Source organism: Gramella sp. KN1008 (assembly GCF_004332155.1).
GTDB lineage: Bacteria > Bacteroidota > Bacteroidia > Flavobacteriales > Flavobacteriaceae > Christiangramia.
This window is the reverse complement of sequence record NZ_SJDV01000001.1, coordinates 272,150-290,378: the sequence shown is the minus strand read 5'-3', so window position 1 is coordinate 290,378 and position 18,229 is coordinate 272,150. Positions and strand designations below refer to the sequence as shown.

At 40.6% G+C, this 18,229-nt stretch carries 20 protein-coding genes; 9 read left to right on the top strand and 11 right to left on the bottom strand.

The window, feature by feature from the left end; translation table 11 throughout:
- The first annotated feature begins 60 nt into the window (after positions 1 to 60).
- The 5 genes from rpsB to EZJ28_RS01460 all read left to right on the top strand — a co-directional run bounded on the left by rpsB (position 61) and on the right by EZJ28_RS01460 (position 5,438).
- A complete protein-coding gene (gene rpsB, locus EZJ28_RS01485) occupies positions 61 to 954 on the top strand; it encodes a 30S ribosomal protein S2 (protein ID WP_131394134.1) in 894 nt (297 codons plus the stop codon).
- A gap of 88 nt (positions 955 to 1,042) precedes the next feature.
- Complete coding sequence (gene tsf / locus EZJ28_RS01480) at positions 1,043 to 1,867, top strand: translation elongation factor Ts (RefSeq protein ID WP_131394132.1); 825 nt, start codon at positions 1,043 to 1,045, stop codon at positions 1,865 to 1,867.
- Positions 1,868 to 2,147: 280 nt separating this feature from the next.
- A complete protein-coding gene (locus EZJ28_RS01475; protein WP_131394130.1) occupies positions 2,148 to 2,870 on the top strand; it encodes a tRNA1(Val) (adenine(37)-N6)-methyltransferase in 723 nt (240 codons plus the stop codon).
- 171 nt (positions 2,871 to 3,041) lie between these two features.
- Positions 3,042 to 4,217: an acyl-CoA dehydrogenase family protein gene (locus EZJ28_RS01470; RefSeq protein WP_131394842.1), complete on the top strand. Its 1,176-nt coding sequence runs from the start codon at positions 3,042 to 3,044 to the stop codon at positions 4,215 to 4,217.
- Between the two features lie 435 nt (positions 4,218 to 4,652).
- The gene (locus tag EZJ28_RS01460) at positions 4,653 to 5,438 is read left to right on the top strand and encodes a DUF3050 domain-containing protein (RefSeq protein WP_207388421.1); all 786 of its coding nucleotides are present in this window, start codon (positions 4,653 to 4,655) and stop codon (positions 5,436 to 5,438) included.
- Between the two features lie 133 nt (positions 5,439 to 5,571).
- Here EZJ28_RS01460 and EZJ28_RS01455 read toward each other — a convergent pair whose 3' ends face one another.
- From EZJ28_RS01455 to trmB, 7 genes are all read right to left on the bottom strand, one after another.
- Complete coding sequence (locus EZJ28_RS01455) at positions 5,572 to 5,907, bottom strand: 2Fe-2S iron-sulfur cluster-binding protein (protein WP_131394125.1); 336 nt, start codon at positions 5,905 to 5,907, stop codon at positions 5,572 to 5,574.
- Positions 5,908 to 5,990: 83 nt separating this feature from the next.
- Positions 5,991 to 7,052 carry an NAD(P)/FAD-dependent oxidoreductase gene (locus EZJ28_RS01450; RefSeq protein WP_131394123.1) on the bottom strand — a complete coding sequence of 354 codons (1,062 nt, stop codon included), beginning with the start codon at positions 7,050 to 7,052 and terminating at the stop codon, positions 5,991 to 5,993.
- 26 nt (positions 7,053 to 7,078) lie between these two features.
- Entirely contained in the window at positions 7,079 to 7,321 is a 243-nt protein-coding gene (locus EZJ28_RS01445) for a NifU family protein (RefSeq protein ID WP_131394121.1), read from the bottom strand.
- Positions 7,322 to 8,455 (bottom strand): Mrp/NBP35 family ATP-binding protein, encoded by a 1,134-nt coding sequence (locus EZJ28_RS01440; RefSeq protein WP_131394119.1) that lies wholly within the window; start codon positions 8,453 to 8,455, stop codon positions 7,322 to 7,324.
- 141 nt (positions 8,456 to 8,596) lie between these two features.
- Complete coding sequence (locus tag EZJ28_RS01435; RefSeq protein ID WP_131394117.1) at positions 8,597 to 8,929, bottom strand: MGMT family protein; 333 nt, start codon at positions 8,927 to 8,929, stop codon at positions 8,597 to 8,599.
- A gap of 1 nt (position 8,930) precedes the next feature.
- A complete protein-coding gene (locus EZJ28_RS01430; protein ID WP_131394115.1) occupies positions 8,931 to 9,554 on the bottom strand; it encodes a LysE family translocator in 624 nt (207 codons plus the stop codon).
- A gap of 6 nt (positions 9,555 to 9,560) precedes the next feature.
- On the bottom strand, positions 9,561 to 10,235 hold the full coding sequence (trmB, locus tag EZJ28_RS01425) for a tRNA (guanosine(46)-N7)-methyltransferase TrmB (protein WP_131394113.1): 675 nt from the start codon (positions 10,233 to 10,235) through the stop codon (positions 9,561 to 9,563).
- 64 nt (positions 10,236 to 10,299) lie between these two features.
- Here trmB and EZJ28_RS01420 point away from each other — a divergent pair, with 64 nt between their 5' ends.
- Positions 10,300 to 11,364 (top strand): glycosyltransferase, encoded by a 1,065-nt coding sequence (locus EZJ28_RS01420; protein WP_131394111.1) that lies wholly within the window; start codon positions 10,300 to 10,302, stop codon positions 11,362 to 11,364.
- Here the strand turns inward: EZJ28_RS01420 and EZJ28_RS01415 are convergent.
- A complete protein-coding gene (locus EZJ28_RS01415) occupies positions 11,302 to 12,381 on the bottom strand; it encodes a cell wall metabolism sensor histidine kinase WalK (RefSeq protein ID WP_131394109.1) in 1,080 nt (359 codons plus the stop codon). The two genes, EZJ28_RS01420 and EZJ28_RS01415, sit on opposite strands and share 63 nt — an antisense overlap.
- The gene (locus EZJ28_RS01410) at positions 12,381 to 13,064 is read right to left on the bottom strand and encodes a response regulator transcription factor (RefSeq protein WP_131394107.1); all 684 of its coding nucleotides are present in this window, start codon (positions 13,062 to 13,064) and stop codon (positions 12,381 to 12,383) included. Before EZJ28_RS01410 ends, EZJ28_RS01415 begins: the two co-directional genes overlap by 1 nt.
- Positions 13,065 to 13,653: 589 nt before the next feature.
- On the opposite strand from EZJ28_RS01410, the gene EZJ28_RS01405 reads away from it, so the two are divergent.
- Positions 13,654 to 13,992, top strand: a complete 339-nt coding sequence (locus EZJ28_RS01405; RefSeq protein WP_131394105.1) for a T9SS type A sorting domain-containing protein — start codon at positions 13,654 to 13,656, stop codon at positions 13,990 to 13,992.
- A gap of 85 nt (positions 13,993 to 14,077) precedes the next feature.
- A complete protein-coding gene (locus EZJ28_RS01400) occupies positions 14,078 to 15,052 on the top strand; it encodes an acyl transferase (RefSeq protein ID WP_131394103.1) in 975 nt (324 codons plus the stop codon).
- Positions 15,053 to 15,226: 174 nt separating this feature from the next.
- Here the strand turns inward: EZJ28_RS01400 and tyrS are convergent, their stop codons facing one another.
- Positions 15,227 to 16,522 (bottom strand): tyrosine--tRNA ligase, encoded by a 1,296-nt coding sequence (tyrS, locus tag EZJ28_RS01395; RefSeq protein ID WP_207388420.1) that lies wholly within the window; start codon positions 16,520 to 16,522, stop codon positions 15,227 to 15,229.
- 169 nt (positions 16,523 to 16,691) lie between these two features.
- On the opposite strand from tyrS, the gene EZJ28_RS01390 reads away from it, so the two are divergent.
- On the top strand, positions 16,692 to 17,714 hold the full coding sequence (locus EZJ28_RS01390) for an NAD-dependent epimerase/dehydratase family protein (RefSeq protein WP_131394101.1): 1,023 nt from the start codon (positions 16,692 to 16,694) through the stop codon (positions 17,712 to 17,714).
- Here EZJ28_RS01390 and EZJ28_RS01385 read toward each other — a convergent pair.
- Positions 17,711 to 18,181, bottom strand: coding sequence for a DUF4296 domain-containing protein (locus tag EZJ28_RS01385; RefSeq protein WP_165499013.1), 471 nt, complete (start codon positions 18,179 to 18,181; stop codon positions 17,711 to 17,713). The genes EZJ28_RS01390 and EZJ28_RS01385 overlap by 4 nt on opposite strands.
- Positions 18,182 to 18,229: the final 48 nt, after the last annotated feature.

The window sequence follows — 18,229 nt, the reverse complement described above, 5'->3', positions numbered from 1 at the left end:
ATACTTACAAAGTAGCCACCTGTACGTTGCTATCTCAACAGAAAGTAAACTATTACAAAAATGGCAAACAAAGTAGAAGTAAAAGAATTACTTGATGCTGGTGTTCATTTTGGACACTTAACAAGAAGATGGAATCCAAACATGGCCCCATATATCTATATGGAGCGTAACGGTATCCACATCATCAACTTATATAAGAGTGCTGCAAAGATGCAGGAGGCTGGTGAAGCCCTTGCAAAAATCGCAGCCAGTGGCCGAAAGATCCTTTTCGTAGCCACTAAAAAACAGGCAAAAGAGATCGTTGCTGAGCAGGCAGAAAAGGCAAACATGCCTTATATCACTGAGCGTTGGCCTGGTGGTATGCTTACTAACTTCGTTACTATCCGTAAAGCCGTTAAGAAAATGGCTTCTATAGACAGAATGAAGAAAGACGGAACATTTAACTCTCTTTCCAAAAAAGAGCGTCTTCAGGTAGACCGTCTTAGAGCAAAGCTTGAAAAGAACCTTGGTTCTATTGCCGACATGTCAAGACTTCCAGGAGCATTATTCGTAGTGGATATCACACGCGAGCACATTGCTATCAAGGAAGCTCAAAAATTAAACATTCCAATTTTTGCGATGGTAGACACGAATTCAGACCCACGTGAGGTTGATTACGTGATCCCATCTAACGACGATGCTTCTAAATCTATTAGCAAAGTTGTTTCTTATGTTTCAGAATCTATCGTAGAAGGTCTTTCTGAAAGAAAATCAAGCAAGGAATCCAAGAAGAAAGAAGAAAAAGCTTCAAAAGAAGACAAGGCTGAAAAAGCTCCAAAAGTAAAAAAGGAGAAAGCTGAAGCCCCTTCTAAAGATGCCGAAGATAAAAAGGCAATGAAAGAAGCTAAGAAAGATGTGAAGCTTGAGTCTAAGAAAGAGACTTTAGATAAAGCTGATTCTAACGAAGAAGAATAAAATAAAGTTTTAATAAAATCTAAAAGTCGTTTGGTTTCTTTCTTTACAGTGAGTTTCTAAACGACTTTTTTAAATAAAAAACAATATTATGGCTAAGATAACCGCCGCTGAAGTAAATAAATTAAGAAAAGCCACAGGTGCCGGAATGATGGATTGCAAGAAAGCACTTGTTGAAGCTGATGGTGATTTTGATCAGGCAATAGAACTCCTTAGAAAGAAAGGACAGAAAGTTGCCGCTAAGAGAGCCGACAGAGAATCTTCTGAAGGTGCAGCGATCGCAAAAGTGAATGCTGATAATACAAAAGGAGCTGTGATCTCTCTTAACTGTGAGACCGACTTCGTTGCCAAGAATGAAGATTTTGTGAAGCTTGCTAACGATTTTGCAGAAATTGCCCTTAACTATAACAGCAAGGAAGATTTCCTTAAAGCAGATTACAACGGAATCTCTATAGAAGACAAACTAACAGAGCAAACCGGAGTAATTGGAGAGAAAATCGAGATTGGAGCATTCAAAACTCTGGAAGCTCCATTCGTAGGTTCTTACATTCACGCTGGTAACAAGATCGCTGTTCTTACAGGTCTTTCAAAGAATGTTGAAGGAGCAGAAGAAGCTGCCAAGAACGTTTCTATGCAGGCAGCTGCCATGAACCCTGTAGCTCTTAACGAAGAAGGTGTAGACCAGGCAACTATCGATAAAGAGATCGAGATCGCTAAGGATACTTTGAGAGAAGAAGGAAAGCCAGAGAATATGCTGGACAAGATCGCTCAGGGAAAACTTCAGCGTTTCTTCAAGGACAATACTTTGGTACACCAAGCGTATATCAAGGATAACAAGCAGAGCGTTGCTCAGTATGTTAAGTCTGTAGACAGCGACCTTGAAGTTGTAGGATTTGAAAGAGTAGCTTTAGGATAAGCTCATTTTATAAATTTCAGAAAAGAGGTCTTAAGTGTTTAGGACCTCTTTTTTTATATAGGTATTTTTCCATCGTCCAACTGAAGCATCACCTTGAGCACAGGCGAAAGGTCAGTTTCTTAAAAGATCCTGAATCAAGTTCAGAATGACGCGTTAAGTCATTTTGAAGAAGTCCCGAAGTTTCGGGACGATTGAGAAATCTTTGACCATTTCTGAACTCAATAAGAGATTTCTCACTACGTTGGAAATGACAAAATCAATAAATTTTCACTTTTACTAAATGTCCAGTCAGCCTTTTAAATTCAAGCAATTCACCATAGAACAGGACCGCTGCGCCATGAAAATAGGAACGGATGGAGTACTTCTTGGTGCCTGGTCTTCTTTAGATCATAATCCCGAATCCATTCTTGATATTGGCACAGGTACAGGCCTCATCTCTTTGATGCTGGCACAAAGATCTGAGGCGTTCCAGATTGATGCCCTGGAGATAGAAGATAATGCTTATGAACAGGCCGTTGAGAATTTCGAAAGAAGTGACTGGGGCGACCGATTGTTCTGTTATCATGCAGGTTTTGATGAATTTGTTGATGAGATGAAGGATGAAGAAAAATATGATCTCATTATCTCAAATCCTCCTTTTTATTCTGAGGATTATAAATCTGGCGAAACCAATCGCGATCAGGCTCGTTTTGCAGATGCCTTACCTCTTTCCGAATTAATTGAAGGAGCTTCCCTCCTGCTTTCTCAAAACGGGCATCTTGATATTGTTATTCCATTTCCTGAAGAAAACAAAGCCATCGAGTTGGCCAGATCTCAAAATTTATTTCCGGTGAAGATCACCCGGGTTAAAGGCACAGAAAAATCTCCGATTAAAAGAAGCTTGATCAGTTTCAGTTTTGATAAGGGAAAGACTGAAATTGATGAATTGATTCTGGAAATTTCAAGACATAATTATACGAATGAATTCAAGGAAATGGTTAAAGATTTCTATCTGAAATTATAATAATCCCCATCATGTTCCGTCACCCTGAACTTGTTTCTGGGTCTCTACAAATAAAGAAATACTGGTAAAGATGAGATGCTGAAACAAGTTCAGCATGAGGTTTACATCGAAGAGATAAAAAGATTGCTTCTCATAAAAGACTTGGTTACATTTGTTGGAAACACTACACAAATGAAACCAGATCAATTCCAGGCTCCTGATTATTATAATCTTGATGAGCTATTGACCGACGAACATAAAATGGTTCGGGACGCCACACGTGAATTTGTAAAACGTGAGGTTTCTCCAATAATAGAAGAAGCCGCTCAAAAGGCTGAATTTCCTAAACAAATTATTAATGGCCTTGCTGAAATTGGGGCCTTCGGACCTTATATCCCCGAAGAATATGGTGGAGCGGGTCTGGACCAGATCTCCTACGGACTAATTATGCAGGAGATCGAAAGAGGTGATAGCGGCGTTCGTTCTACTGCCTCGGTACAGTCATCCCTGGTTATGTATCCTATTTTTAAGTACGGCACTGAAGAGCAAAAGCAAAAATACCTTCCCAAACTTGCTACCGGCGAAATGATTGGTTGCTTCGGTTTGACCGAACCCGATTACGGTTCAAATCCAGGAGGAATGGTTAGTAATTTTAAAGATAAAGGGGATCACTACCTGCTCAACGGAGCGAAAATGTGGATCTCGAATGCTCCTTTTGCCGACATAGCCATTGTCTGGGCTAAAAATGAAGAAGGCAGGATACATGGACTTATCGTCGAACGGGGAATGGAAGGCTTCACCACTCCGGAAACCCACAATAAATGGTCGCTGAGAGCAAGTGCAACCGGCGAGCTTATTTTCGATAACGTTAAGGTTCCAAAGGAAAACCTTATGCCTAACAAATCAGGGTTGGGAGCTCCACTGGGATGTCTTGATTCTGCCCGCTACGGGATCGCCTGGGGAGCTATAGGAGCCGCAATGGATTGTTATGATACTGCACTCAGATATGCCAAGGAAAGAGTGCAATTTGACAAGCCTATTGCCGCTACCCAGCTTCAGCAAAAGAAACTGGCAGAGATGATCACAGAGATCACTAAAGCCCAGTTAATGGCCTGGAGGCTTGGAGTGCTCAGAAACGAAGGCAAAGCTACCTCAGCACAGATATCCATGGCCAAGAGGAATAATGTGGAAATGGCTATAAAGATTGCGAGAGAAGCAAGACAGATATTAGGCGGAATGGGAATCACGGGAGAATACAGCATCATGAGACATATGATGAACCTTGAAAGTGTGATCACATACGAGGGGACTCACGATATTCACTTACTCATCACCGGAATGGATATTACCGGGCATCCTGCTTTTTAGCCTGAGGCTCTGAGCTTAAGGAAGCCCATTTGTCAAAACAAGGACTTCGACAAGTTCAATCCGGTTGGAATTGTCATTATGATCACATAATAAGCAATCTATGAAGAGGATGCTTCGGCCACTGAGAGGAGGTAGCGAAGTATTAAAGAAGATCAAAACAGGGGCAGCGCTTACAGCGTTTGCCCTTTTTATATTTTTCGCAGCATTCCTTTTTCAAAGGCTTCGGTTTTTTTGCGACAACGCCATCTACTCTAAGAAAATCCTTGGATTTCTTTGAATAAAAAACAATCACGCCAGCAATATTAGCATTTCCAGATACCATTATTTTAAGTTAATTCAATATGCTGATAATCTGAGTTAAACAAGCATTAAAAACTCCCTAAGATTTTATAATTCCTACTTCAGCTTTTACCTTTGCAAAAAAATTGAATCTGTATGATTAAAGAGATAAACGCAAGTTTAGAACCTCTCACCAGTCAACTCATCCATCACCCCCTTTATAAAAAAATCAGTACTCCTGAGGACCTGCAGATCTTTATGGAGTATCATGTATTTGCAGTCTGGGATTTCATGTCTCTATTGACCGCCCTGCAGGAAAGACTTACCAAAACTACAAATCCGTGGTTGCCGGTTGGAGACCCGGAAACCAGGTATCTCATCAATGAAATTGTATTAGCTGAGGAAACCGATATCAACATACATGGTAATAGGCAAAGTCATTTTGAGATGTACCTTGATGCCATGACTGCCGCGGGAGCAGACAAAAAGAAAATCGAGGATTTCCTACTTCATGTCAATCACGGGACCGATATTTTCCTGATCATTGCCACCAGCAGGCTTCCTATAAGTATCAAGCAATTCCTCAAGAACACCTTTGAGGTGATTTACAGCAATCAGCCTCATAGAATCGCTTCAGCTTTTACTTTTGGGCGTGAAGGTTTGATTCCCGCTATGTTCTCTTCTATTATCGAAAAAGTTCAGGAGAATTTCCCTAAAGAAGACCTTAGCCTTTTTAAGTATTACTTTAACCGACACATCGAACTGGATGGTGACGAACATGGACCTATGGCTTTCAAAATGGTTGAAGACCTATGCGCAAATGATCAGGATAAATGGGATGAAGTTATGGAAACCGCAGAAACATCATTAAAAAGCAGGCTTGATCTCTGGAATGGGATTGAAGCTGAAATTCTGGCGAAAACTGAATTTGTCTCGGTGTAAGATTATTTAATTGAATACTAAAGTCGGCTGTCATCTCCACCAAATGGAGAAATCCCTATCCGGATTTGAAATATAAAGAGATTTCTCAGTCGCTGCGCTTCTTCGAAATGACGAACAAAACTTTAAAAGAGTTTTATTCAGAAGTTGGAGCTATCTTCACTTCAAGACCATCAAGTTCTTCGGTAATAGGGATCTGACAGCTAAGCCTGCTGTTATCATCAACAAAAAAAGCCTGATCCAGCATATCCTCTTCTTCAACACTTTTTTCAGGAAGCATATGCTGAAAGTTAAGCATATAGCACTGACAGGAAGCACACATGGCCATCCCACCACAAATACCTATAGTGCCTTCAGGAGCCAGCTCGTATGAACGAATAACTTCCATTAGGTTCATATTCATATCAGTAGGAGCATCCACAGTATGAGCCTCTCCTTCTCTATCTATAATTGTGATCTTGATATCCGACATAATTCCTCTAATATGGCCCAAATATCGTTATTCTGAATTTCTTACAGAATTTATCGATTATGAAATAAACTGGGATTTAAAATTTACTCTATATTCTTTATTACTTCTCGCTTAGCTTCCTTCCTGCTCCCGTCAAATCCACTAACCCCACTTACAGTCGTGTATTTCATAACGTATTTTTTATCAGGATTGATGCGCTGATACGCACTCTGGCACATAATGGCCGCTTCGTGGAAACCACACAGGATAAGTTTAAGTTTTCCCTTATAGGTATTAACATCGCCAATGGCATAAATACCCGGAATATTAGTCTGGTAATCGTATGAATTATCCACCTTGATGGCATTTTTTTCGATCTCCAGCCCCCAGTTGGCAATAGGTCCCAATTTAGGAGACAGTCCAAAAAGAGGTATAAAATAATCGGTTTCCTTGAGTTCTTCTCCCCGGGCTTCGTCTTTATGTCTTATAAGGACAGATTCCAGTTTATCTTCACCTTTCAAATCCACCACCTCTGCATCTGTCACCAGATTTATCTTTCCTAACTTAGACAATTCCTCTACTTTTTCTACAGAGTCAAGAGCACCTCTGAAATCCTTTCTTCGGTGCACCAGAGATACCTCTTTTGCTATTTCAGCAAGATAGATACTCCAATCCAGCGCCGAATCCCCGCCACCGGCTATAACAATCTTTTTATCACGGTAGATTTCAGGATCCCTAATAATATAAGCCACCCCTTTATCTTCATAATCTTTTATTCCCGCGATTGGGGGCTTTCTTGGTTCAAAGCTTCCAAGGCCGCCGGCAATTACAATAACCGGAGCATGATGCCTGGTTCCTTTATTAGTGGTAACGATAAAACTTCCGTCTTCCTGCTTATCTATGGTCTCAGCCCTTTCTCCCAGCGTAAAGCCAGGCTCAAATGGTTTTATCTGTTCCATAAGATTATCAACAAGATCACCCGCCAGAATTTCAGGAAAACCCGGGATATCATAGATAGGCTTCTTAGGATAGATCTCAGAACACTGACCTCCCGGCTGAGGAAGAGCATCGATAAGGTGACACTTGAGTTTCAACAAACCTGCTTCAAAAACGGCAAAAAGGCCAGTAGGCCCTGCACCAATTATTAGTATGTCTGTTTTAATCATGTTTAGAATTAAGTTAAAGACAGGTCTTATTTCTCAATATTTACCACTTCTTCTATCTGTGGTACATATTTTTTGATGGTCATTTCAACCCCGCTTTTCAGGGTCATCTGGTTCACACTGCAACCCACACAAGCACCTTCAAGCTGAACCATGACCCGCCTGTCGTCTTCGATAGACACCAGCGAGATATTACCCCCATCACTTTCCAGAAATGGACGAATCTCTGCCAGAGCCTTTTCAACATTCAATTTTATTTCCTCGCTTGTCATCTATTTTTTATTAACAGCACTGCATCCTGCCATTGTTGTGATCTTTATAGCTTCGGTAGGAGGCAGATTCTTGTTTCTGTTCACGGTTTCCTGAACCATATTTCTGGTGATATTCTCAAATGCTGTTTCTAAAGGAGTGGCCGTTTGTAAAGCAGCCGGCCTTCCTATATCGCCGGATTCCCTCAGACTTTGTACCAAAGGAATTTCACCAAGGAATGGAACATTAAGATCTTCAGACAGATTTCTGGCTCCTTCCTTACCAAATATGTAATATTTATTATCAGGCAGTTCTTCCGGCGTGAAATACGCCATGTTCTCTACAATTCCAAGTACTGGTACGTTGATACTTTCCTGCTGGAACATCGCGACCCCTTTCTTCGCATCTGCAAGAGCTACATTCTGCGGTGTACTTACTATCACAGCACCTGTAACAGGCAGAGACTGCATAATGGAAAGGTGAATATCCCCCGTGCCAGGAGGCAGATCTACAAGCAGGAAATCCAGTTCTCCCCAGGCTGCATCAAATATCATCTGATTCAGTGCCTTTGCTGCCATGGGGCCTCTCCAGACCACAGCCTGGTTAGGTTTGGTAAAGAATCCAATAGAAAGTATTTTCACCCCGTAGTTCTCTACCGGTTTCATCTTGGACTTACCATCTACCTGCACTGAAAGAGGTCTTTCAGCTTCCACATCGAACATGATGGGTGCAGATGGTCCATAAATATCGGCATCAAGAATACCTACCTTGAATCCCATTTTACTTAGAGTAACGGCAAGGTTGGCAGTCACTGTTGACTTACCTACACCTCCCTTACCGGAAGCGACAGCGATCACATTCTGAATTCCAGGGATGGATTTTCCTTTGATCTCAGGTTTCTTCTCCGGAGCCTGTACTTTAACATTGACCTTCACCTTGGCTTTCGCATAGACCTTTTCATGAATCACCTTCATCACGTCTACTTCAGCTCGTTTTTTAATATGAAGGGCAGGGTTCTGGAGTACCAAATCCACTACCACTTCATCGCCAAAGGTCATTACATTCTGTACCACGCCGCTTTCTACCATATTCTTTCCTTCACCCGCAACAGATATGGTTTCCAGGGCTTTTAATATATCTTTTCTATTTAATTTCATAGTGCAGTTTTAAGCAGATTTCAGCTTATATAGATTGATTCTAAATGCAAATATAATTGGAAAAGCTAAGAATACGAAGAAATTAGTATTATTAGATTTATAGCTTAATAACAGGAAATTATAGAAATTCAAATCCTGAAATCAGGTGAGTTCCTTCCCCGGATCCCAGAAATATTTATTGAAATCCTGAACCTGCAGATTCTTGACAGGAACTCCTTCTTCCTCCAAGAGCTGCTGCATGGCATCACTGCCTCCAAAATGACTTTTACCTGTAAGTAGCCCATTGCGGTTAACAACACGGTGAGCAGGAACATCATCCATATTCCCGGAAGAGTTCATTGCCCAGCCAACCATACGGGCACTACGGGCTGCGCCCAGATATTTTGCAATGGCACCGTAAGATGTCACCCGCCCCTCAGGAATAAGCCTGCATACCTCATAAACCCTTTCAAAGAAACCCTCGTTAGCCTTCATCCTAAAGATTATACATCCTTACAAGAGTAATAACAATAAGAACCATCATAAGGCTTGCCATGAAGTAATTGGAATACTTTGCAAAAGAATCTACTTTCTCCTCAATTTTAGCAAACGAAACCACGTACAGGTACAGGGTTGAAAAACTCCCCAGGGCAGCCGCTAATGAAAATGAAATAATCATGGACCAGTCATAAGTGACCGTATTTGTGAGGTCCATAGCTCCTGCAATGGCAACAAAATAAGGAATGGGGAAAAGATTGAGAACAGCAACCAGCATACCTTTCCAAATGCTATGTGCATTGGCCTGTTTTGCGGAATGTTCGAATTTTTTCTTTTTCCTGGCCTTCAGGAAGAAATACACGAAAAGAATTGAGAAAATAACCAATCCCGCCCGTAAAAGCATCCTTCTTACAAACGGATGTTCAAAAATATACTTGGCAAGCAATGCGGCTATGATTGCCTGGATTAAAACCACGATGGCAGCTCCAAATGCCACATACATCCCATTTTTCTTGCCTCGCTCCACACAGGTCTTAGCCACCGTCATGTTCACCAGACCCGGAGGAACCACCCCCAGGAATGCAGCAAAGTAAGTTATCAGGAATAGTTTTGTTTCTTCCAATACCCCTTATTTAATCTTGAACCGAATATACGTAATAGGTTTTCCTTTTTCAAGATACTGTTTTTCATAGAAAGTCTGTATCCCTGTCACCTCTTTTGGTGAATATTCATTTCTATAGATATCATGATGCGCATACAACACTTCGTGCCCCTCACCATGCAGAAGACCAAGAGTATAACCATGCATGAATTCCGAATCGGTTTTAAGATGTACCACTCCGTCCTCTTTCAGAATGTTCTTATATCGCTGAAGGAAATCAGTATTGGTGAGCCTGTGCTTGGTCCTTTTGTATTTAATCTGCGGATCGGGAAAAGTTATCCAGATTTCATCCACCTCCCCGGTTTGAAACACATGTTCAATAAGTTCAATCTGTGTTCTTACGAACGCGACATTGTCAAGGCCGTCTTCCAAAGCAGTCTTCGCCCCGCGCCAGAATCTGGCACCTTTTATATCAACTCCAATATAATTTTTATTTGGATCCTGTTTTGCGAGTTCAACGGTATACTCTCCCTTTCCACAACCAAGTTCGAGGATCACAGGTTTATCATTTTTAAAGAATTTCTCCCTCCACTTACCTTTAAGTTCAAATGATCCATCCAGCAATTCCTCACGGGAAGGCTGGATCACATTTTCAAATTTTTCGTTTTCCTTAAAGCGTCTGAGTTTGTTCTTACTTCCCACAAAAATTAATATTTTGGTAAAATTAAAGAAAATCGAACACCTGTAGACAAGAAAACGGGCTATTATGCAAAAGAAGAGAATACTGGTAGCTGCGTTAAACTGGGGACTGGGACATGCAACCCGATGTATCCCCATCATCAGAAATCTACAAAAACATGATTATAAACCCGTTATAGCCTCAGATGGGGAAGCCGGCGAACTGTTGCAAAAGGAGTTCCCTCATTTAACCTATATAGAACTTCCCTCCTATAATATTCAGTATTCCACAAATGGAAAGTCTTTAAAATGGAAACTGATGATGAGGACTCCCGGAATCATCAGGACCATTAAGGCCGAGAAAAAATTAACTGAGAGGCTGGTAGATACCTATGACCTGGCCGGCATCATTTCAGACAACCGATGGGGAGTAAAAAGCACAAAATTCAAAAAGAACATTTTTATAACCCACCAGTTAAATGTACTCAGCGGCAGCACTTCTTTCCTGAGCAGCTTTCTGCATCAAAGCTATATAAGGAAATTTGATGAATGCTGGGTACCCGACCTGGAAGGGGAAAAAAATCTCAGTGGTCGTTTAGGCCATCTTGAGAAGAAACCTGAAAATGTAAAATATATTGGGCCGCTTAGCCGATTTAAAAAAACAAAAGCCTCCCAAATCTATGATTATCTAGTATTATTGAGCGGACCCGAACCTCAGCGCAGCATTCTAGAATCCATTTTACTCCGGGAACTGCAACAAACCGAAGCCAGCATACTTTTTGTAAGAGGTGTGATCTCTGAAGAGGTCACGGATATAAATCAAAATCCTAATATCAATATAAAAAACTACCTGTATGGGAGCGCACTTCAGGAGGCTGTAAACTGCAGTAGACTGATAATAAGCAGACCAGGCTATACTACTTTAATGGATCTTGCAAGACTTGAAAAGAAGGCTTTCTTTATTCCGACACCGGGTCAGGATGAACAACAATATCTTGCACAGAGGATGAAAAAGCTGAAAATAGCCCCTTTTTGCCAGCAGGATGATTTCAAATTATCAAAATTAGATGAGATCAAACAATATGATGGGTTAAGGGATCTCGGGGTTCACACTTGCTTCAGGGATCTCTTTGCTTTTTTCGAGGGTGAATGAGAATTCACTGCCTACTCCAAATACACTTTCAACATAGATCTTTTCCCCATGTGCTTCCAGGATATGTTTTACTATAGACAATCCAAGGCCTGACCCCCCTTCTTTGCGTGACCCGCTTTTATCAACGCGGTAGAATCTTTCAAAAAGGCGCGTGATATTCTCCTGTTTAATTCCTTCACCATTATCGGTTACCCGAATAATAACTTTGTTCTTTATCAGGTTCTCTATGCTTATTTCGGTAGTACCACCCTTCTTTCCATACTTTATGGAATTCACGATCAGGTTGGTGAGCACCTGCTGAATTCTTTCCTTATCTGCCCTAACCATGACCGGCTCTACATAGTTCATATCAAAGATTAGCGTAATATTCTTTTTAGCCGCCTTCATTTCAAGCAAATCAAAAGACGCCTGTATAAGCTTTACAATATCGAAACTCTCATGCCTTAAATGAAGATCCCCGGTTTCCAGTTTGGTGATCATATCGAGATCCTTTACTATATAGATAAGCCTCTCAACACCTTTACTTGCGCGGTTGAGATATTTCTTCCGAACCGCTTTGTCCTTATATGCACCGTCCAGAAGCGTAAGTATATATCCCTGGACGGTAAAAAGAGGAGTTTTAAGTTCATGTGATACATTTCCCATAAACTCTTTCCTGTAAGCCTCCCTCACTTTTAAGGTTTCGATCTCGAGCATCTTATCTTCTGCAAATTTTTTCACCTCCCTGGTAAGGCTGGACATATCTGTAGTGATCTGGTTAGGACTGAGCGTCTTAGAATCCAAAAGGGAAACATTATCGTAAACCTTTTTGATGCGCCGGTATATGAACCTTTCTACTCTATACTGAATGATAATGAAACAGAAAAAATAACAGAGCAACACAAAAAGAATAAGCCATGTAGCCGAAAAATCGAGATCCAGATACATAAAGACACTCACGAGCCCTCCCAGAAAGATACTAATGTATAAGGAGGTTCGTAAAGCAAATCTATATGAGCGCCTTAACTTTTCTGACATTAAATTACAAACTTATAACCTACTCCTTTAATGGTCTTTATTTTCTCGTTACCAATTTTTTCGCGTAGTTTTCTGATATGTACATCAATAGTTCTTCCTCCTACCACGATATCATTTCCCCATACTTTACCAAGGATATCTTCTCTTTTGAAAACCTTACCTGGCTTTGAGGCCAGCAAAGAAAGCAATTCAAATTCCTTTCGGGGCAGGGCCTTTTCCTCTCCTTCCTGAACGATTTTATATTCTTCGTGATTAATGGTAATATCTCCTAATTTAACGATATGAGAAGAAGCGGAATCTTCCCTGTAACGACGAAGTAAAGCTTTAACCTTACTCACCAGTACTTTTGGCTTAATTGGCTTGGTGATATAATCATCTGCTCCGGCATCGAATCCGGCCATCTGTGAATAATCTTCGCCCCGGGCTGTAAGAAAAGTGATGATGGTATCTTCCATATCCGGAAGTTTCCTGATCTTTTCACAGGCCTCTATTCCATCCATCTCGGGCATCATCACATCCAGAATGATCAATTGCGGCTTCTTTTTTTTTGCCAGTTTAACTGCCTCTGTCCCATTGTTGGCCGTTATAACCGTATAACCTTCTGAAGAGAGATTATAACCAACAATTTCCAGGATATCTGGCTCATCATCAACCAGCAAAATTTGAATGTCCTTTTTTTTCATAGTGATCCACGCTATGTTAAGCGCCATAAAATTAACCATTAATTTCAATTTAAAGGCCTTCTTACAAATAGTAACCTTAAGCTAACATTATAATGACAAAGGATTAATCTTAAGGTAATCCAGGCTTTATACCATTGGGAACTTCTCTACTGCAATTGAGGTTAACGGAGAAAACAGGAATCCAAGTATCGTTAACCTCACTGCTGTTTCTGAAACCAGGGGGACTGCCATTCAATTCAAGAAGAATTCAGGCGCCACCATTACGAGGCTACCCCTTAAAGGCTACGATACGGTACTCGATATTGATGATGAAAACAGAACTGATCTTACCGAAATTAAGATAGTAAGGTGTTACTCCTTCTTTGGAAGCCACCTACGAGGTGGACGCTACTGTAGACTTGGGCACATTTAACAGGGCAAACCAACAGTAGAATTACTCTAATAATTTGAATTTCAGCCAATAGACCAAAACCGGGTTTTTAGTATCAGTCCGGTTTTTTATTTATATAATTTTTAAACTTTATAGTTTTTTATTGGCAGGATTTTTGAAATTTTATTTGTAAGTTTGTTGAAATCTCTATTGCGAAGAATGAAGAAAAAGTACTTAATAACTTTTTTACTTGTTGGTTTTCTGATGGTTGCGGCTCCCGCAGTTGCTCAGGAATCTTCGCGTGTTCCACAGCGAACAGAGACTCCTATAGAAGGTCTATCCATTTATCCTAACCCGGTTACCGGAGGAAAAGTTTATATTTCTTCGTCGAAGAATCAGGATAAGGTGATCGAGATTTTCAATGTACTTGGTAAATCTGTTTACAAGACCCGGATCAGGGGAAGAGAGATGGACGTATCATCCTTAACTCCAGGTATTTATATACTTAAAATTCAGGAAGGAACAGCTAAAGCTACCCGAAAGCTGGTGGTAAAATAAACCTGTATTCCTTCTTATTTTTAATCAGCTTCTGTTTCAGAGGCTTTTTTATTGCTTAATTTTGGAATAAACTTGCTTCTCCTCTATGCTTCAAGAACAAATTTTCCGGATCTCCAATGAAGATGAATTCGAAGGCCTGTGCATGGAGGTATTTCGATACCAGTACAATAATAATAAGGTCTATAACCAGTTCTGTGCGCTTCTCCAAAGAACTCCCGACTTAGTGAATTCTCTGGCAGAAATACCCTTCCTTCCCATAGAGTTCTTCAAAAACAAGACAATTATTTCAGGGAATCAGCCTTCACAGATCACTTTTACAAGTAGTGGTACTACCAGCGCAAATACCAGCAAGCATCATGTTACCGATCTTCGGCTTTACGAAAAGAGTTTTCTAACTGCTTTCCATAACTTTTATGGTGACCCCCGGGAATATATATTTCTGGCGCTACTTCCGTCTTACCTTGAAAGAGAGGGCTCTTCCCTTATCTATATGGTGGATTCGCTTATTAAAAATTCTGACAGTCCTGAAAGCGGATTCTACCTTCACAACCTTCACGAACTTGCAGAAAAATTAAGAGAACTGGATAAAAAGGACAAAAAGGTTTTCCTAATAGGGGTATCTTTCGCCTTGCTGGATCTTCTGGAAGAGAACACCTTTCACCTAAAGAATACTATTGTAATGGAAACGGGAGGAATGAAAGGCAGGCGCAAGGAAATGATAAGAGCAGAACTCCATCATCACCTTAAAAAAGGCTTTGGAATAGACGCCATACATAGCGAATATGGAATGACCGAATTGCTTTCGCAGGCGTATTCCAAAGGAAATGGTGTTTTTGAGTGTCCTCCATGGATGAGGATCCTTATCCGGGATCCGGAAGACGCACTGTCGTTTCAGGACGAAGGAAGAACCGGAGGTATAAATGTGATAGATCTAGCCAATATAAATTCGTGCTCATTTATTGCCACCCAGGACCTTGGAAGAAAAAAAAATAAAGAAATTGAAATCCTCGGAAGGTTTGATAATAGTGACATTAGAGGTTGTAACTTGCTTTTATTATAATTTTTTAAAAAAATTATTTAGAACGATTGTAAAGAAGAAATGATTTTTACGACACAAAAGATGCAGATATCAATGATGCACAGATCATTATCTGCAGGCTAAGTGAAATTTTTCATATTAGATTGGTTAGTTAGTTGCAAACCCCTTAGGCGCTCGCTTAAGGGGTTTTGTATTTTATACCGCTCTGATAATGTAAGTATTCTTTTTACCCTTGTTCAGGATCACATATTTATCATTAATAAGGTCTGAAGTGGTGATGGTGTAATCTTCCTTAACTTTTTCCTTATTTACCGATACCGAATTCTCCTTCAGTGCTCTCCTGGCTTCCCCATTGGAATTCAAAAACCCGGTTTTGGCAGCAAGTGCGCCTATCATATCCAGACCGTTCTCTATCTCGTGCTTTTCAACCTCAGCCTGAGGTACTCCCTCAAAAACATCTAAAAAAGTAGCTTCGTTCAGTTTCCTGAAATCATCTGCCGTACTCTTTCCAAACAAAACTTCTGAAGCGGTCACGGCGTTCTCATATTCCTCTTCATTATGAACAGTTATAGTAACCTCCTTTGCCAGTCGCTTTTGAAGTTTTCTCTCATGAGGCGCCTCCTTATGCTCAGCAATAAGACCCTCTATTTCTTCCTTATCGAGAAAAGTAAAAATCTTGATATATTTTTCAGCATCCTCATCGCTCGTATTCAACCAGTACTGGTAAAACTTATATGGGGAGGTGCGTTTTGCATCAAGCCAGATATTTCCGTCTTCACTTTTACCAAATTTACTGCCATCGCTCTTTGTGATCAAAGGACAGGTAAGCGCATAAGCCTTACCTCCTGCTTTTCTTCTAACCAGTTCGGTTCCCGTGGTTATATTTCCCCACTGGTCACTACCTCCCATCTGTAAAGTACAATCCATCTTATCAAACAAATGATAAAAATCGTAGCCCTGCACCAGCTGGTAAGTAAACTCCGTAAAAGACATACCTTCGGTTCCCTCTCCGGAAATACGGTTCTTTACCGAATCTTTGGCCATCATATAATTTACGGTAATGTGCTTACCCACATCACGAATAAATTCAAGGAAACTGATCTCTTTCATCCAGTCATAGTTATTCACCATCACCGCATCATTCTCTTTCCCGCTTTTGAAATCAAGAAATTGAGAAAGCTGATCCTTTACACATTCCTGATTATGCCTTAAGGTTTCCTCATCAAGCAAGTTTCTTTCACTGGACTTTCCACTGGGATCTCCTATCATACCGGTTGCCCCCCCCACAAGGGCGATAGGCTTATGACCGCTTCGCTGCAAATGTGCCAGCAGCATAATGGGCACCAGGTTCCCAATATGTAAAGAATCGGCAGTTGGATCAAAACCAACATATGCCGCTCTCATTTTTTCGTTTAGATGTTCTTCGGTTCCGGGCATGGCATCGTGTAACATTCCACGCCATCTAAGTTCTTCCACCAGATTCTTAATCATATTTCTATATTTTCCTTACTTCGGCTTATATCCTCAACCCGGTGAAAATCTTCATTTTCTGAAAGATTTCACCGCTATTTGATTCATAAAAACTCAATTCTTTTTAAAAACAGCCGTAAAGATACCATAAAGCTTTATTTTTCCTAAGTGCTTTAGCTATATTTACTGCATGATTCTGGTAACAGGCGGAACAGGTTTAGTAGGCACCCATCTCTTATATGAACTCGCACGAAAAAACGAAAATATTCGGGCGACCATACGTCCATCCAGTGATATTAGGGAGGTTAGAAAGGTGTTTGGATATTATTCTGAAAAGGCAGAAGCAGATAGACTTTTCAATAAGATAGAGTGGGTAACGGCAGATATAAATGATATCCCGGCTCTTACCGAAACCTTCAAAGATGTGGACTTCGTTTATCATTGTGCCGCGCTCGTTTCATTTGATCCGGCCGACGAAAAAAAACTCCGGAAGATAAATATTGAAGGAACAGCCAATGTTGTAAACCTTTGCATCGCCAAAAAGGTTAAAAAGCTTTGCTATGTAAGTAGTGTGGCCGCCATAGGCACTGGCCAGGGAAATGCTGAAATAGACGAAAATGCAAAGTGGAATCCCGAAGAGAATCATAACGACTATGCTATCTCAAAATACGGAGCAGAGATCGAAGTGTGGCGTGGCACCCAGGAAGGTGTCAATACGGTGATCGTAAACCCGGGAATAATCATAGGCCCTGGTTTCTGGAACACTGGAAGCGGAAAAATTTTCACACGAATTGATAAAGGCTTAAAATATCATTTCCCTAAAGTCAGCGGATTTGTTGCCGTACAGGATGTTGTCAAGGCAATGCTCCTGCTTATGAGTTCAAACATCAGCAATGAACAATTTATCCTGGTAGGAGAAAATTTAAGTTTTGAGCATGTTTTAAAGACTACGGCAGAATTTATGGATAAACCCAAACCATCCAGGCCATTAAAAAAATGGATGGTGAAAATGGGCTGGGTAGTTCAGAAAATTGGCAGCTTTTTTGGCATGAAAAGAGCCATTACAAGAGACTCCGTCAAAACTCTTTATACCAAAACCTACTACCGGAATTCTAAAATTCAGGAAGCAACAGGCATGGAGTTTACTCCAATTTCCCGCGTGCTTAAAGAAAGTTCAGATCTATATTTAAAAGAGACCGGACAGAAGAACTAATTCATCGAGTCCATCTTTTTCCTCATTAAAGCGGGAGGAGGTAAAAGACTATCTGCTCTCAGCTTCTTTTTTTCCTTGATTTCAGATCTTAACGAATCAGTGTCTATACCCAGAGAATCCAATACTTTCAGGGAATCTTTTTCAGCCATTTTAATACTGTCCTCCCTTTTAACCTCCACTTCCCTTAACGAATCCAGCCGAGTTTTCATTCTCTGTATCCTCACTTTTACACTATCATAGATACGCTCGTAATCGGTATATTGCTCTGCATAAAAGTTATTACTTCTTTCAAACTGGAGGCTGTCTATATTAAATTTCTCGTAAATATATTCTTCCGGTCTTATCCCTGTTTCCTCAAGCTTGGACCTGTTATAATTTCGTGCTGCATGAAGAAGGGATAATTCAGTAAGCACCTCTATCATCTTATCTTCGGGGATAAGATCATCGGGCTTCTCTGTCTTTTTCAAGTCCTGACAGGATACTGAAAAAACCACTAACAGTAAAAGAATAATATT

What these genes read in the sequence shown, in the direction of transcription:
- rpsB (WP_131394134.1), top strand. Translation starts at nt 61, where the DNA reads ATGGCAAACAAAGTAGAAGTAAAAGAATTACTTGATGCTGGTGTTCAT.
- tsf (WP_131394132.1), top strand. Translation starts at nt 1,043, where the DNA reads ATGGCTAAGATAACCGCCGCTGAAGTAAATAAATTAAGAAAAGCCACA.
- EZJ28_RS01475 (WP_131394130.1), top strand. Translation starts at nt 2,148, where the DNA reads ATGTCCAGTCAGCCTTTTAAATTCAAGCAATTCACCATAGAACAGGAC.
- EZJ28_RS01470 (WP_131394842.1), top strand. Translation starts at nt 3,042, where the DNA reads ATGAAACCAGATCAATTCCAGGCTCCTGATTATTATAATCTTGATGAG.
- EZJ28_RS01460 (WP_207388421.1), top strand. Translation starts at nt 4,653, where the DNA reads ATGATTAAAGAGATAAACGCAAGTTTAGAACCTCTCACCAGTCAACTC.
- EZJ28_RS01455 (WP_131394125.1), bottom strand. Translation starts at nt 5,907, where the DNA reads ATGTCGGATATCAAGATCACAATTATAGATAGAGAAGGAGAGGCTCAT.
- EZJ28_RS01450 (WP_131394123.1), bottom strand. Translation starts at nt 7,052, where the DNA reads ATGATTAAAACAGACATACTAATAATTGGTGCAGGGCCTACTGGCCTT.
- EZJ28_RS01445 (WP_131394121.1), bottom strand. Translation starts at nt 7,321, where the DNA reads ATGACAAGCGAGGAAATAAAATTGAATGTTGAAAAGGCTCTGGCAGAG.
- EZJ28_RS01440 (WP_131394119.1), bottom strand. Translation starts at nt 8,455, where the DNA reads ATGAAATTAAATAGAAAAGATATATTAAAAGCCCTGGAAACCATATCT.
- EZJ28_RS01435 (WP_131394117.1), bottom strand. Translation starts at nt 8,929, where the DNA reads ATGAAGGCTAACGAGGGTTTCTTTGAAAGGGTTTATGAGGTATGCAGG.
- EZJ28_RS01420 (WP_131394111.1), top strand. Translation starts at nt 10,300, where the DNA reads ATGCAAAAGAAGAGAATACTGGTAGCTGCGTTAAACTGGGGACTGGGA.
- EZJ28_RS01415 (WP_131394109.1), bottom strand. Translation starts at nt 12,381, where the DNA reads ATGTCAGAAAAGTTAAGGCGCTCATATAGATTTGCTTTACGAACCTCC.
- EZJ28_RS01410 (WP_131394107.1), bottom strand. Translation starts at nt 13,064, where the DNA reads ATGAAAAAAAAGGACATTCAAATTTTGCTGGTTGATGATGAGCCAGAT.
- EZJ28_RS01405 (WP_131394105.1), top strand. Translation starts at nt 13,654, where the DNA reads ATGAAGAAAAAGTACTTAATAACTTTTTTACTTGTTGGTTTTCTGATG.
- EZJ28_RS01400 (WP_131394103.1), top strand. Translation starts at nt 14,078, where the DNA reads ATGCTTCAAGAACAAATTTTCCGGATCTCCAATGAAGATGAATTCGAA.
- tyrS (WP_207388420.1), bottom strand. Translation starts at nt 16,522, where the DNA reads ATGATTAAGAATCTGGTGGAAGAACTTAGATGGCGTGGAATGTTACAC.
- EZJ28_RS01390 (WP_131394101.1), top strand. Translation starts at nt 16,692, where the DNA reads ATGATTCTGGTAACAGGCGGAACAGGTTTAGTAGGCACCCATCTCTTA.